Origin of the sequence: Bordetella genomosp. 12, from assembly GCF_002261355.1 — a bacterium.
In the GTDB taxonomy this organism is placed as follows: Bacteria; Pseudomonadota; Gammaproteobacteria; order Burkholderiales; family Burkholderiaceae_B; genus Bordetella.
Window position 1 is genome coordinate 434,269 of the sequence record NZ_NEVU01000003.1, and the last position, 14,428, is coordinate 448,696.

Sequence of the window (14,428 nt, forward strand, 5' to 3'; positions counted from 1 at the left end):
GTTTTCAGGCCCGCTTTTGCTGGGCATAGCCTTTCAGGACTTCTTCACGCAACACGCCCCAGATGGCCGCGTGCAGTTCAACGAAGCGCGGATGCATGCGCACTTCCGCCACGTCGCGCGGGCGGGGCAGATCGATGACGAACTCGCCGATCGGATGCGTGCCCGGGCCGGCCGATAGCACGACCACGCGGTCGCTCATCGCAATCGCTTCGTCCAGATCATGGGTGATGAACAACACCGCCTTGCGCCGCGCCATCCAGAGATCGAGCACCTCGTTTTCCATGAGCTGCCGGGTCTGGATATCCAGCGCGGAAAAAGGCTCGTCCATCAGAATGATGTCCGGGTCGCGGATCAGCGTCTGAGCCAGCATCACGCGCTTGCGCATGCCGCCGGACATCTGATGCGGATAACGGTGTTCGAAGCCGCCCAGGCCCACGCGGCGCATCCAATCGCGCGCCTGCGCCTCGGCCTGTTCGCGCGCCACGCCGGCGAATTCCAGGCCGGCCATGACGTTGTCCAGCGCATTACGCCAAGGCAGCAAGGCCTCGCCCTGGAACATATAGCCGGCCCGGGCATTGATGCCCGAGAGGACTTCACCGAACACCCGCACCTGCCCCGACGACGGCGAGAGCAAGCCCGCGCCGACGTTGAGCAGGGTGGACTTGCCGCAGCCTGTGGGGCCCACCACGGAGACGAATTCGCCGGGAGCGATCGTCAGCGTGGTGTCGGCCACGGCGGTATAACGTTGCTTGCGGTCATCACGGGACACAAAGGTGCAGGTGATGTCTTCAAGCGAAAGTGCAGCTTCAACCATTGGGATACTTCTCGTTGGCGCGACGGGTGAATTCATTGGTCCAGACCTTGGACGTATCGATCTTGGCCAGGTCGATTTCGCCCGCATAGGCTGCCAGCGCCTTGGCCGCCGTGGCCGCGCCGTCTTCCGGAATGACGCCATCGGGCGACAGCCCTTCGAGGCTGGCCTTGACGGCGGCCTTGTAAACCTCGGGATCACCCAGCAGATAGTTGGTCGGCACGGTCTTGGCGATCTCGTCGACACCGGCCTTCTGTATCCACTTGTCGGCGCGCACGATGGCATTGGTCAGCGCCTGCACCGTGTTGGGGTTGGCGTCGATGAAGGCCTGGGGAGCGTAGAGGCTGCCGGCCGGCATATTGCCGCCGAAGATCTCCAGCGTGTCCTTCAGCGTGCGCGTATCGACGATGATTTCCATATCGCCGCCCATCGTCAGCATGGACACCACCGGATCGGTGTTGGACATCGCGTCGACCTGGCCGCTGCGCAGCGCCGTCACCGCGCCAGCGCCCGCGCCGACACCGATGAAGGACACATCGCTGGCCTTCAGGCCATGCTTGGCCAGGAAGAAGCTCACGACCATGTTGGTCGACGAACCCGGCGCGGTCACGCCGATTTTCTTGCCCTTGAGATCGGCAGCGCCCTTGTAGTTGGGCACCGCTTTTTTCGACACGCCCACGCCGATCATGGGCGCGCGGCCCTGCAGCACGAAGGCGCGATAGGCCTGGCCCTTGGACTGCATGGCGATGGTGTGCTCGAAGGCGCCGGACACCACGTCGGCGCTGCCGCCCACCACGGCCTGCAAGGCCTTGGAGCCGCCGGCGAAATCCGCAATGCTGACATCCAGCCCTTCATCCTTGAAGTAGCCTTTGATTTCAGCGATGGTCAGCGGAAGATAGTAGATCAGGGGCTTGCCGCCCACGGCGATCTGCACTTTGGTCTTTTCGAGTTTTTGCGCACGAACGATGGCCGGAGCCATGCTCATGGCACCGGCCGCGCCGGCGAGCTTGAGCAGATCACGACGAGTGACTGACATCGGTTGTCTCCTGTGTGCCGCCGCAAGGCAGCGTGTGGACAGGTGGCCGGCATGGCCACCCGCTCCGGGGCCGGTCCGCTTACCAGCGCCTCAGGTACTGATTGCGCCGGTCTTTGCCAGCTGTTCAATCGCCGCTGCATCATACCCCAGCGACTTCAGGACGGCCTCGGTATGTTCCCCTAAACGCGGCCCCAACCAGCGCGTGCCGCCTGGCGTGAGCGACATTTTGGGGACGACGGCGGGTAATTTGACGGGGCTGCCATCCGGAAAATGATGCTGCTCGACCATCCCGCGCGCCAGAAACTGCGGGTCGGCGAACATATCGGCCACACTGTAGATCTTGCCGACCGGCACATCGGCATCCCGCAAGCGGCCCAACGCCTGATCGATGGTCTGCCCGTCGCACCAGGCCTGGATGGCGCCGTCGATCTCGGCCGCGCGGCGCGCACGTCCGCCGTTACGCAGCAATTGCGGATCATGCGCCATGTCCTCGCGCCCGATGGCCAGCATCAGGCGATGAAAAATCGCGTCGCCGTTGCCGGCGATGACGATATTCTGCCCATCGGCAGTGGTGTAGGTGTTCGAGGGCACGATGCCCGGCAAGGCGCCGCCCGTGCGCTCGCGCACCACGCCCGCCACGTCGTACTCCGGCACCAGGCTTTCCATGACGTTGAAGACCGACTCGTACAGCGCGACGTCGACCATCTGCCCTTGTCCGGCCTGGCAGTCATCGCCCGTCTTGCCGTTCCAGCGCCCGCCCGTGGCGTCGCGGTGGCGCAGCGCCATCAACGCGCCGATCACGCCGTGCAGCGCAGCCAGCGAATCGCCGATAGAAATACCCACGCGCAAAGGCGGACGATCCGGATGACCCGAGACATAACGCAAGCCGCCCATGGACTCGCCGATCGCGCCGAAACCGGGCTGATCGCGCATGGGCCCGGTTTGTCCGTAGCCGGAGAGCCGCACCATGATGGTGGCGGGGTTGATCGCGCGCAGATCCTCGTAACCCAAGCCCCATTTTTCGAGTACACCGGGGCGGTAGTTCTCGATGATGATGTCGGCTTGCAGGGCCAACTGACGCGCGATCTCGCGCCCGCGAGGATCCTTCAGATTCAGGCTGATGGATTGCTTGTTGCGCGCCTGCACCGTCCACCAGAGCGAATTGCCCTCGTGCAGGTGGCGCCAACTGCGTATGGGATCGCCACCGCCCTGCCCGTCCGGACCCGGCGGCGTTTCGACCTTGATGACGTCGGCACCGAATTCGCCGAACATGCGTGCGGCGAACGGACCGGCGATGAGCGTGCCCAACTCGAGCACCTTCATGCCTTGCAAGGCTGACATTTGTCTCTTCCACCCGACTGTTTATGGCTATGGGCCACGACTGCCCAGCAGGCCAACAGTCATGGTCAGGCAAAGTCGGACCCGCGGGCTAAGCCTCAGGTCGCGCGGCGCTCCATCAGTGCCCAGGCGATGGTGCCGGCATCCACATACTCGAGTTCGCTGCCCGCGGGAACACCGCGCGCCAGGCGCGTGACCTTCAGACCGCGGTCGGCCAGCGCCTCACCCAGAAAGTGCGCGGTCGTCTCGCCTTCGGCCGTGAAATTGGTCGCCAGGATGACCTCCTGGACCTGCCCGTCACAGGCGCGGTCCAGCACGCGCTGGAAGTCCAGCGCACGCGGCCCCACCCCCTCGAGCGGCGCTAAGCGCCCCATCAAGACATAGTACAGACCGCGGTAGCCATGACTGGACTCGATGACGTTCTGGTCGGCGGGGGTCTCGACAATGCACAACTGCGTGGCGTCCCGCTTGGGATTGGCGCAGATGAGACAGACCTCGTCTTCGGTAAAGCTATTGCAGCGCGAACAATGGCGCAGATTCTGCACCGCGCCGGCCAGCGCACGCCCGAGCAGATCGGCCCCTTGCAGGTCATGTTGCAGCAGGTGATACGCCATGCGCCTGGCCGAGCGCGCGCCCACGCCAGGCAAGCGCCGCAAGGCCTCGATCAAGGCCAGCAGCGGTTCGGGTTCGGGTAGCGAATTGTCCATCAGGACAGCGGGCCTCAGAAGGGCAGCTTCATGCCCGGGGGCAGCGGCAGGCCGGCGGTCAGCGAAGACATTTTTTCTTGCGACGTCGCTTCGGCCTTGCGCAGCGCGTCGTTGAACGCGGCGGCAACCAGATCTTCGAGCATGTCTTTGTCATCGGCCAGCAGGCTGGGATCGATGGCCACGCGCTTGACGTCGTTGCGGCAGGTCATGGTCACCTTGACCAGGCCGCCGCCAGCGGCGCCCTCGACCAGGATGTCGGCCAGGGCTTCCTGGGCCTTCTTCATGTTTTCCTGCATTTGCTGGGCTTGGCGCATGAGGCCGGCCAGTTGTCCTTTCATCATGGTGAAGTCTTCCTTGGGGAATCAGGGGGAAACGCCGGCCTCAAGCGGCCGGCGGCTCGACGGCGCGCACCGAATTCGGCACGACATGTCCGCCAAAATCATTGACCAGCGCCTGTACGAAGGGATCGACGGCGACGGCTTGCTCGGCGGCCTGCTGACGCGCGGCGCGCTCGATGCGGGCCACGGCGTGCGCGGTGGCATCACCGGTATTGCCGACTTCGATCTCCAGCCGCAAGCCTTGGCCGAAATGTTCGCACAACACCGTCTGCAGACGCACCCGGCTTTCGCTTTCGGCCAGCGTACGCACGGCGACCCGCAACATGACCGCATCGCCCTGCACGCCGGCCCACTCGCTCTGACGTGCGAGTTCGGCGGCCAGGCCGGTGACCGGCAGGCGCGCGGCCAATTCCGGCCAGTTCTGGGGCGACATATCGCTCAGGCGCGAGCGCGGTTGGCGTGGCGCGCGCGCGGCCCGGGGCGCCGCGGCGGCGCGCGGGGCCGGCGCGGGCGCCGCGTCGGTGGCGAGGGTTTCGAAATCGTCGTCCGGGTCTTGCGTATAGGCTTGCGTGGGGGCATAGCCCCCCTCGGCATCGTCGGGGATGGCTTCATCCACCCAAGACGGCGGGCCCGCTTCGTCGGCCGCCACCGCATCGGTCTTTATCTCCGTGACGGGTGCCGGCGCGGGTTCGGGTTCGGGTTCGGGTTCGGGTTCGGGTTCGGGCGCAGCCGGCGGCGCGGTCACGACAGCAGGCGCGGCGCTGGCGCGCGCGATGGCGGCCTCGGCCGCCTGCTCGGGGCTTTCTTCCCAGGGCGGCACCGCCGTCGCCGCGGCAGGCGCGTTGCGCGCCAGGGCCGCCGACGGCGTGCGCGGCTCGGCCGTGACGGCCGTGGCAAGCGGGACAGCGGGTGCGGCGGCAGGCGCCGGCGCGGCCTGGCTCGGCATCGCCGGCGCGCTGGCTGCCGGCAAGGCGGGCGCACTGGCGGCGGGCGCGGCCCGCGGTGCCTCGATCTGCGTGGCCGGACCGGCCTCGCCGTTGAGGGCCAGCATGCGCAGACAGGCCATGACGAAACCGGCGTACTCGTCCGGCGCCAGGCTGAGTTCGCTGCGGCTATGGACCGCAACGGAATAGAAAAGCTGTGCCGCATCAGGATGCAGGCTGGCCGCCAGACGCGCGATGTCCTGGCCCAGCGGATCATCCGCGGGGGTCAATCCGCTGACGCGCTGCTCGATCGCGATACGCGAGAGCAACACGGCAAAATCGGCCAACGCCCCGGCATAGGACAGCCCACGGGTGGCCAGTTCATCGGCCACGGCCAGCACGCCCCGCGCATCGCCCACGGCCAGCGCATCCAGCAGACGCACCAGATGACGCTGGTCGATGGTGCCCAACATGCCGCGCACGGCGTCTTCGGTCAGGTTACCGGCGCTGTAGGCGATGGCCTGGTCCGTCAGCGACAGAGCGTCACGCATGGAGCCCGAGGCAGCCTGGCCAATCAGGCGCAGGGCCGGCACCTCGAAGCCGATCTGCTCCTGGCCCAGCACGGCCTGCAAATGGCCCACGATGGATTCCGGCGGCATCTGCTTCAGATTGAACTGCAGGCAGCGCGACAGCACGGTCACCGGGATTTTCTGCGGATCCGTCGTGGCCAGGATGAACTTGACGTGCGGCGGCGGCTCTTCGAGCGTTTTCAACATCGCGTTGAAAGCGTGCCCGGTAAGCATGTGGACTTCGTCGATCATGTAGACCTTGAAGCGGCCCGCGCCAGGCGCATAGACCGCCTGCTCGAGCAGCTGGGTCATTTCCTCGACGCCGCGATTGGAGGCGGCGTCAAGTTCGAGGTAATCGACAAAGCGGCCGGCGTCGATCTCCGTGCAGGCGCGGCAGACGCCGCAGGGCTTGGAGGTGATGCCGGTTTCGCAATTCAGGGATTTGGCGAGGATGCGCGACAGCGTGGTCTTGCCGACACCGCGCGTACCGGTAAACAGCCAGGCGTGGTGCAGGCGCTGGGTATCCAGGGCATGCGTCAGGGCGCGCACGACGTGATCCTGGCCAACCAGGGTATCGAAGGATCGCGGACGCCACTTGCGGGCCAGAACCAGATAAGTCATGCGGGGATTGTAGAGCCTGATGAGCCAGCCGGCGACGGAACACGACGATAACGGCCATGGGGCGGAAACAAAAGGGGCGCCGCGTGGGAAATCGGTGCAACGACCGACATTCCGTACGCGGCGCCCCTTTTGGGAAAACCGGGAGGCGAGCCTTACTCCGGCACTGGCCCTAAACGACTATGGCTGCTTCGTTCCCGACCTGACCAGGTTCACCGTCGAACCATGCGAAGGGGCCCGCCAGCACGCATTCTATCAGAGCCGAAGAAAGCCTGCTTTGCCCCCGCGCGCCCCTCGCCGGCCGGCCCGATGCCTCATAGTTCGATCCAGGCCTGAGCCCGGGGAAAATACAGCGCGGCGCGCGCCGGGCGGCCGTCCAGCGCGGTGACCTGGGCGCAATAGCGCCTGAGCTGTTCGCCGTGACGCAGCCGCATGCGCTGGGCGAAATGCGCCGGCGTTTCTCCGGCCTGGGCCTGGCCGGTCTTGTAGTCGACGATCAGCCAGCCATCCTCGGTGCTCAGCGCCAGGTCGATGACCGAAACCCGGCCGGCGGCATCGATGAGTGGCCATTCGCGCCGCGCGCGCGACTGGCGTAGCAGCCAAAGCCCCTGTTCGTGCGCCAGCGTGGCCTGCAGCGTCTGCAACACGGCCTCGGCCGCGGCGTCGGCCTGGCTGTCGGGGATGCCGGCGCGCGTCAATTGCCGCCGCATGGCCGGCAGCTGCTGACGCAGACGTTCGGCGTCCCAGTGTTCGCCGCCCTCTTCGCCCATGCGGGCCAGCCAGGCATGCGCCAGGGTGCCGACCGCGGCCTCGTAGCCGGCTTCCAGTTGCCAGGCAGGATGTTCGGCATCGGCCGCCAGACCCGCGACCTGCGCAACACGCCGGGGCATCGCGGCCAAGGCCGCCACGCTGGCGTCATCCAGCCGCATCAAGGGCCCGCCCTGCCAGGCCGGCAGATTGTCGGCGTCGGGCAGCGTATCGCCGTCAGGCCGCGGCGCCGCGCCGGCATCGACGTAGGGCCACAGCCGCCCCAGCAGACTGGAGGCTGCCGGCGGCCGCGGGCCTTTTTCTTCATCGCACGCCACACTGCCCACCAAATGCAGGCGTTTGCGCGCACGCGTGGCGGCCACATAGAGCAGACGATCGGTCTCGTAGGCAGCCCGGCGGGCCTCGCGGGCGCCCAGATAGCGCGAGATCGGATCGGCCTCGGTGTCGGCACGGGCTTTGATCGGCCCCATCAACACCCGTCCCTCGTGGTGTTCAAAGCGCACCAGCGGCGCCTGATCGCCGCGCGGCACCCGATGCAGGCCATACAGGATGACGCTATCGAACTGCAGACCCTTGGATTTATGCATGGTCATGATCTCGACCGCACCCTGCTCGCCCGCCACATCAGGCGCGGCGAACAGCCGCGCCACCGCCGTATCCAGCGCGGCGATATCCAGGCCGCCGTGCGGCGCGAGCCGCTCGACCAGTTGGAACAGGCTTTCGGCATCCGCCGCCGCTCCGACCCCGGCGTACAGACCGGCTCCGCCCAGCGCCTGCCAGGCGTTCTGCAGCCATGCGGCCAGGGGCCAGGCGCCCGAGTCGTTGCCGCGATCGAGCAGAATGTCCGCCACGCGCGATAGACGCGCGTACTCGTCGGGCGACAGGCAGCGCCGCGCCGCGCCGCTGCCGGTCTCGGGCGGCGCATCGAACAGCCCGCCCTGCGGCGAGGCGGCCACCGGCTCGGCCAAAGCCTGGCGCAGCAAATCGGGAATCGGCGCCCGATGATCGTGGCCGAACAAGCGCTGCAGACTCTCCAGCGTCAGACCACACCAGGGGGCACGCAATACGGACAGCCAGGCCATGCGATCGGCCGGATGCGTGAGCGCGCGCAACAACTGCACCAGATCGGCCACCACGGGCCGCAAGCGCAACGGCACCAGTTCCACGGCGCGGCTGGGGATGCCTTCCTGCGCGAGCCTGCGCGACAAACTGCCCAGGTGCGAACGCGCCCGGACCAGTATGGCCACCGGATGCGCGCTGCCGGCATGCTCGGCCAGCGCGGCTCGGGTCAGGGCCACGGCGATATCCTCGGCCGCGGCTTCCCCCGAGGCCAGGCCGGCCATGCCCCATGCCGGATGAAAACTGACCGCCGCCCCGTCGAGCGCGGGATGAAACGCGGCCGACGCGCTGTAGCGGATGGCGCCGGCCAGGGCATCGTTGTCGGCCGGCAGCAAGTCGCCAAAGGCCCGATTGACCCACTCGACCACACCGCCTTGCGACCGGAAGTTATCGGTCAGGCGCAGGAACTCGAGCGGCAGCTCGCCGATGCCGTTCTCGGTGGCGCCGAGAAACAGGCCGACCTCCGCCTTGCGAAAGCGGTAGATGGATTGCATGGGGTCGCCCACCAGAAAGAGCGTGTGGCCATCCCCCGGCTGCCAGCCCGACGTGAGCGTGGTCAGCAAATCGATCTGCGTCTGGCTCGTGTCCTGAAACTCATCGACCAGCAGATGGCTGATGGAGGCATCGAGTTTAAGCAGCAGCTCGCCCGGGTCATGGGCAGAGCCGAGCGCGCGTTGCGCCCGCTGCGCGATCTCGATGAAATCGACCTCCCCGGCATCGGCGAAGACCTGCTGCAACTGGCCGACCGCCAGCGCCAGCGTGACCAGCTGCGAACTGAGTATGTCCCATTGCGTATCGCTGAAAAAAGCGTCCGGCATATCGCCCACGGACGCCAAACGCGCCACCCAGGGCTCGCTGCCGTTATAGCCCGACAGCCATTGGACAAAGGCTTCTTTGTGGGCGCACTTGGCCGGAAAGCCCAGTGTTTTGGTGACCCCTTTCGGGCTGCGCAGCGTGCCCGAGCCCGTCAGCAACAAATGCCCCAGCGCGCGCCAGCGCGGCAAGGCGCTCGCCTCGGCGGGCAGCGGACCATTCCAATCCTGCAACGGGGCCAGGCGCCGGTCCTCGCCCGCGGCAAGCTCCGCCGCCGCCAGCCGCGCCAACCCGCACAGATCGGTATCGAAGCCGCGCGGCATGAGACCGCGCAAGGTCTGCAGTTCCACGGTCAGCGTCTGCGCCAGATGGGCCTGCAGGCGCTCCCGGTCCAAGCCGTGAGCCAGCAGCGGTAACCACTGATCGCGTTGACCCAACATGTCCGAGATGGCTTGCTCGGCGGCCATGACATCCACGTCCAGGTGAGCCAGCAGGTTGACGATGGACTCCTGCTCGTCGGCCAAGGCCAGCGTGGCGCGCGCGGCCGCTTCGTAAAGCGCCCGGGCGTCATCGGTGATCTCCGGCATACCGCCCAGCCCGGACAGCCAGGGCATGCCCCGCACCAGCCCGGCGCAGAAAGAATCGATAGTGCGGATGGCCAGTCGCGCGGGATGCCGCAGCACCTGCCAATCCTGCTCGGCATCGCGATTGAGCGCGGCACGCGCCAGCAACCAACTGCGGCGCTCATGTTCGGCCTGGGGCTCGGGCCCTTTACCGCGGGCCAGTTTTTCCAGCACCCGCGCATGCATCTCGGAGGCCGCTTTGCGCGTGAAGGTGATGGCGACGATTTCCTCGGGCCGCTTGACGGTGGCCAGCAGCGCCAGGATGCGGTCGGTCAACAGTTCGGTCTTGCCCGAACCCGCGGGTGCCTGCACGATGAAAGAGGTTTGCGGATCCAGCGCACGCAAGCGCGCCGCATGGTCCTGGGGTTGGCGGTCGCTCATGGTTTAGGCCTCGTCCACATCCAGATCCAGGCGCAAAAACGGCATGGCATCGCAGTATTTCAGGTCATCGCGGCCCCAGGCCACGTTGGGCGCATGACCGCGGGCGTACTCGTCGGCGAGGTTTTCGATGGCGCCGCGCCAGCCCGCCAAAATCTGTTCCCAGCTGCGTCCGACGAAGGCCTCGCTGTCGGCGGCCACGCGCACACCGTCCATGCCCAGATCTTCTTCGGCCAACCCTTGCGCACCGACGTTGCGCGCATGGATCTGTCCCAGCAACAGGCCGGCCACATGCGTGTCCGGCGCGTCACCGGCCAGCACGGCGGCATAAAAGGGCAATTGCAGATTGATGGGCCGTGCACGCGACCAATCGGCTTCCGGACGCGCCTGCGCGGAACCGGTCTTGTAATCGAGAATCACGGCCCGCCCATCGGCCAACCTGTCCATGCGATCCAGGCGCAGCTTGAGCGAGAGCGGGCCGCGCCGCCAGCGATGATCGTCTTCGAGCCCCTGCACGACAAAGGGCAAGCGGCCGGCCTCGAGCGCCATCCAGCGCGCCAGCACCGACTCCGCACGCGTGCACTCCAGCACGCGCAGGGCGGGAGGATAGGCGGCCAGCTCTTCTTCGGCCGCCTGCTGCACGGCTTCGCGCAGCAAGCCGGCCAGGCGCGCCTGGCTCATGGCCAGATGCAGCGCCTCCTGATCAGGCAGCATGCGCCAGGCAAGTTCCAGCGCACGATGCAGAAACTGCCCGCGGACATTCTGCGCCGCCGCCTGCGCATACGGCGCCAGCTCGCGCGCGCCCAGCCGATGCCGCACGAAGGCCCACAAGGGATTACGCGCCTGCGTGTCGAGCACATCCAGCCCGCCGGTGCTGTCGCCTTTGTTTTCAAGCGGCGGCCCGGACTCGTCGAGCAGACTTTGCTGCGGCCAGGCTCGCGCTGCCTGCTGCACGCCTTCGGCCGCAAGCAAGGGCGCGGCGGCGATCAAGGGCGAAGGCCGCAATTCGCGCTCGCCCTCATGTTCGGCGCAACTGACCACCAGCTCGGGCGCGCAAGCGCGCAAGGCCTCGAAGATGTTTTCGGCCCACTCCCGTTCGCGTTCGGGCGTGGCGCGCGGCGCACCCGCCTGCCGCAACACGCTCAATGGCAGCAAAGGGTTGGGCTTGGGGGAAGCGGGCAACACCTCGTCGGTCAGGCCCAGCATCCACACGCCATCCCAACTGCCGCCCTCGGCTTCCAGCAAACCCAGCACGTCCAGACGCGCCCGGGGATCACGCTGCGGCTGGAAGCTGCCGGCGCGCGCCGCGCTGATCAACAGGCGCACCGCCGAGCGGCCGTTCAAAGGGCCGGCGGCCGGGGCCAGGGCCGCGAAATCGCCCAGCAACTCACCCAAGGCGCCCAGCACCTGATAACCCACACTATCGACCGCCTGCTCACCAGGAAAACCCAGCGCCTTGAGCGCCTCGCGCATGCGCGGCGCCCAGACATCGCACGTGGCGCGTGCCGGCCCGGCGCGCCACAGCGACATCGCCGCCTCCCAAGCCTGGGCCAGCCGCGGGCTGTACTGCAGATCGCTGCGCCAGGCGGCTTCACTGACTTCGATGCGCCCCAGGCGGCGCCAGCGGGCATCCAACACCGCATGCCGCTCGCCGCGATCGCCGGCGCAATGCCCGGCAAGCAAGGCCGCGCCCAGCACGGACACGGCCACCTTGCCCGTGCGGCCCATCTCCGCCAGGGCCTGCAACCAGGACAAGGCCGCGCGCAGCGCCGGCCACTCGATGAGCGAGCGGCCGACCGCCACGTTGAACGGGAGCTCGGCTTCGCCGGGCGCGCCCTGCAAAGCCTGCATCAGCACGCGGCGCGCAAACGGCGCTTCGCTTTCCAGTTGCGAGGAGACAATGGCATAGCGGCGCGTGGGATGTTCCCGCAAACGCGCCGCGGCCCAGGCGGCGGCGGCGCGCCATTCGGCGGCGTGATCGGCCACGAGCACTCGCGCGGGTTCAGCCAGCGCGCGCTGGCCCTCGCGCCATATGAGCAGTTGCGCCCCGCCCTCCTCCAGCGCCGCGAGCAAGCGCGCGAAACGCGGGGACAACTCGCCGAAGCCGGCCAGCACGATGCGCTCAGGCGGGATCAGCTCGCCCGCGCGCAGGGCGCGCAACACGCGCTCATAGCCCTGATTGGCATCATCGGCGTCGAGTTCGGCCAACAACTGGCGATAGCGTGCGCGCCAGCGGGCAAAACCCAGGTGTTCGTCGGTTTGCGCCGGTTCCGGGACCTGCAGGCGCCATTCGTCGCACAGCATGTCCGCGTCCATGGCCAGCCGCGCGGCCTGATCGATATCGAGCAAGGCGCGCTCGGCTTCCTCCTGCTGGATGGCCTCGCGCCAGACCAACTGCGCGGCAAATCCGCCCAGCCGATAGGCCGGCAACTCTGCCTGAGCGGTGAAGGACAACTCATCGGCGGCGCTGGCCAGCCAGGCTGACAGCGGCAGGATGCGCGGCAGCTCGCTGACCTGGCGATCGGCCCGCAGGCGCGCGGCCAGTTCCAGCGTCAGCCGGCGCGACAGGCGATTGTTGACGGTGAGCACCAGTGTGCCCGCGCAAGGCAGGTCACCGAGTTGCGCGGTATCGCAGGCAGGCAGTTGGGCAAGAGAAGACATGCGCGGCGCACAGGCAAATTCGACAAACCGAAGGATAGCCTGCCTGATGCCGCATCAGAAGCCGCACAAGGCAGCCACGTTCTCCCAGCTCAGCCGCATTTGCGGCGACAGATAACCCGCAAAACCCACGGCCAGCACCGCGACCAGCGCCAGACCGGCGAGCCAGCGTGCCCACCGCGTCCTCATGCCGGCGCTCCGACGACGCGCTCACGCACGGGCAGGCACAGCACCATGGCCAGCAGCGCCAACGCCAGACCCATCCACCACACGCCGTTATAGCTGCCCGTATGCGCATAGACGTATCCGCCCAGCCAGACGCCGATGAAACTGCCGATCTGATGGAACAAAAAGGCGATGCCCGACAGGGTGGCGGCGAACCGCAGGCCGTAGATTTCGCCGATCAGGCCCTGCGTCAGCGGAACGGTGCCCAGCCAGAACAAGCCCATCCAGGCCGAGAATAGATAGAGCACGAAGGGGGTAAGCGGCACGGCCAGCACCAGCACGATGCCAAAGGCGCGCAAGCCGTACAGCGCGGCCAGCAACCACTTTTTGCTGTAGCGCCCGCCCAGTTTGCCGGCGTAGAACGACCCGAACACATTGAACAGGCCGATCAGGGCGATGGCGGTCGCGCCATAACTGGCGTTCAGGCCCGCGTCGGCCACGAAAGCCGGCAAGTGCAGGGTGATGAACGCCGTATGAAAGCCGCAGACGAAATAGCTCCACGACAGGAAATGAAATGACGGATGCACCAGGGCCTGGCGCACGGCGAATCCCAAGGTCTGCGCGCCCGTGTGCGGTTGCGGCTTGCCGCGCAGAAACCAGGCCAGCGGCATGGCGGCGGCCACCAGCAAGGACAACAGCCACAGTGCCCCGGTCCAGTCCAGGTGCGTGATGGCGAACTGCCCGCCCGGCACCACCAGGAACTGCCCCAAAGAGCCGCCCGCGCTGGCGATCCCCATGGCCGTGCTGCGATAGGCCGGGGGCACGGCGCGCGCGATGACGGGCAGAATCACCGGAAACGTCATACCGGCCTGCCCCAACCCGACCACGACGCCGCTCGTAAAGCACAGGGTGAACGCATCGGCGGCGTAACGGGTGCCCAGCATGCCGAGAAAATACAGCACCGCGCCCAGGACGATCGTACGGCCCGACCCATAACGGTCGGCCATGATGCCCATGAAAATACAGGAGACGCCCCACACCAGGTTCTGCAGGGCGAAAGCGAAGGAAAACAATTCCCGGCCCCAGCCATGCGCCAGGCCCATGGGCTGCATGAACAGCCCGAAGGTGGCACGCACGCCCATGGCAAGGAGCACCACTACCGTGCCGGCCACGATCGTGCGCACGGATATTGCATCTGCGGTTTTGGACATCAGGGTCGGCTTGTCTCGAGTCATCTTCTGGCGTCGCGGCGCCATGTTCTGTCAGTCCGCCATGCCGGGCATCGCGGTCGCGCCCCTCCTGGCGCCTAAGACGAATAATAGACCTCCCCTCCGCCCGCGAAAAGCCGCGACAGCAATGCTAGAATGCCGTTCCTTCCTTCGCCGCCACCGCTTAAAATCCAGGCTTTTCAAGCACTTAAGATTCAAGCCGGTGGCGCGCGCAAGTACTCGCCGTAGTTAAATGGATATAACCGGCCCCTCCTAAGGGTCAATTGGTGGTTCGATTCCACCCGGCGAGGCCAGCCTGCCCCCTGCCCGGGGCGGCGTCCGGCGCCCCGCAGCCA

10 protein-coding genes, 1 tRNA gene and 1 other RNA gene are annotated in these 14,428 nt (G+C 67.2%); 1 reads left to right on the forward strand and 11 read right to left on the reverse strand.

Features of this window, described 5'->3' with window-relative positions; genetic code table 11:
* Nucleotides 1-4 precede the first annotated feature (4 nt).
* The 11 genes from CAL22_RS14100 to CAL22_RS14145 all read right to left on the reverse strand — a co-directional run bounded on the left by CAL22_RS14100 (nt 5) and on the right by CAL22_RS14145 (nt 14,075).
* A complete protein-coding gene (locus CAL22_RS14100) occupies nt 5-814 on the reverse strand; it encodes an ABC transporter ATP-binding protein (RefSeq protein ID WP_094814301.1) in 810 nt (269 codons plus the stop codon).
* Complete coding sequence (locus CAL22_RS14105) at nt 807-1,847, reverse strand: ABC transporter substrate-binding protein (RefSeq protein ID WP_094814303.1); 1,041 nt, start codon at nt 1,845-1,847, stop codon at nt 807-809. Before CAL22_RS14105 ends, CAL22_RS14100 begins: the two co-directional genes overlap by 8 nt.
* A gap of 90 nt (nt 1,848-1,937) precedes the next feature.
* Nucleotides 1,938-3,188, reverse strand: a complete 1,251-nt coding sequence (locus tag CAL22_RS14110) for a CaiB/BaiF CoA transferase family protein (RefSeq protein WP_094814305.1) — start codon at nt 3,186-3,188, stop codon at nt 1,938-1,940.
* Nucleotides 3,189-3,283: 95 nt separating this feature from the next.
* Nucleotides 3,284-3,892: a recombination mediator RecR gene (gene recR, locus CAL22_RS14115; RefSeq protein WP_094814307.1), complete on the reverse strand. Its 609-nt coding sequence runs from the start codon at nt 3,890-3,892 to the stop codon at nt 3,284-3,286.
* A gap of 14 nt (nt 3,893-3,906) precedes the next feature.
* Nucleotides 3,907-4,233, reverse strand: a complete 327-nt coding sequence (locus CAL22_RS14120) for a YbaB/EbfC family nucleoid-associated protein (protein WP_094814309.1) — start codon at nt 4,231-4,233, stop codon at nt 3,907-3,909.
* Nucleotides 4,234-4,273: 40 nt separating this feature from the next.
* Entirely contained in the window at nt 4,274-6,343 is a 2,070-nt protein-coding gene (locus CAL22_RS14125) for a DNA polymerase III subunit gamma/tau (RefSeq protein WP_094814311.1), read from the reverse strand.
* Between the two features lie 141 nt (nt 6,344-6,484).
* Nucleotides 6,485-6,582, reverse strand: an RNA gene (gene ffs / locus CAL22_RS14130) — signal recognition particle sRNA small type.
* Nucleotides 6,583-6,654: 72 nt separating this feature from the next.
* Complete coding sequence (locus tag CAL22_RS14135) at nt 6,655-10,044, reverse strand: UvrD-helicase domain-containing protein (RefSeq protein ID WP_094814313.1); 3,390 nt, start codon at nt 10,042-10,044, stop codon at nt 6,655-6,657.
* A 3-nt stretch (nt 10,045-10,047) separates the two neighbouring features.
* Nucleotides 10,048-12,702 (reverse strand): PD-(D/E)XK nuclease family protein, encoded by a 2,655-nt coding sequence (locus CAL22_RS14140; RefSeq protein WP_094814315.1) that lies wholly within the window; start codon nt 12,700-12,702, stop codon nt 10,048-10,050.
* Nucleotides 12,703-12,756: 54 nt separating this feature from the next.
* Nucleotides 12,757-12,888, reverse strand: coding sequence for a hypothetical protein (locus CAL22_RS21445; protein WP_279628544.1), 132 nt, complete (start codon nt 12,886-12,888; stop codon nt 12,757-12,759).
* Nucleotides 12,885-14,075 carry an MFS transporter gene (locus CAL22_RS14145; protein WP_094814317.1) on the reverse strand — a complete coding sequence of 397 codons (1,191 nt, stop codon included), beginning with the start codon at nt 14,073-14,075 and terminating at the stop codon, nt 12,885-12,887. The genes CAL22_RS21445 and CAL22_RS14145 overlap by 4 nt, the downstream gene beginning before the upstream one ends.
* Nucleotides 14,076-14,311: 236 nt before the next feature.
* Between CAL22_RS14145 and CAL22_RS14150 the strand changes: the two genes are divergently transcribed.
* Nucleotides 14,312-14,386 (forward strand) — tRNA-Arg (locus CAL22_RS14150).
* Nucleotides 14,387-14,428: the final 42 nt, after the last annotated feature.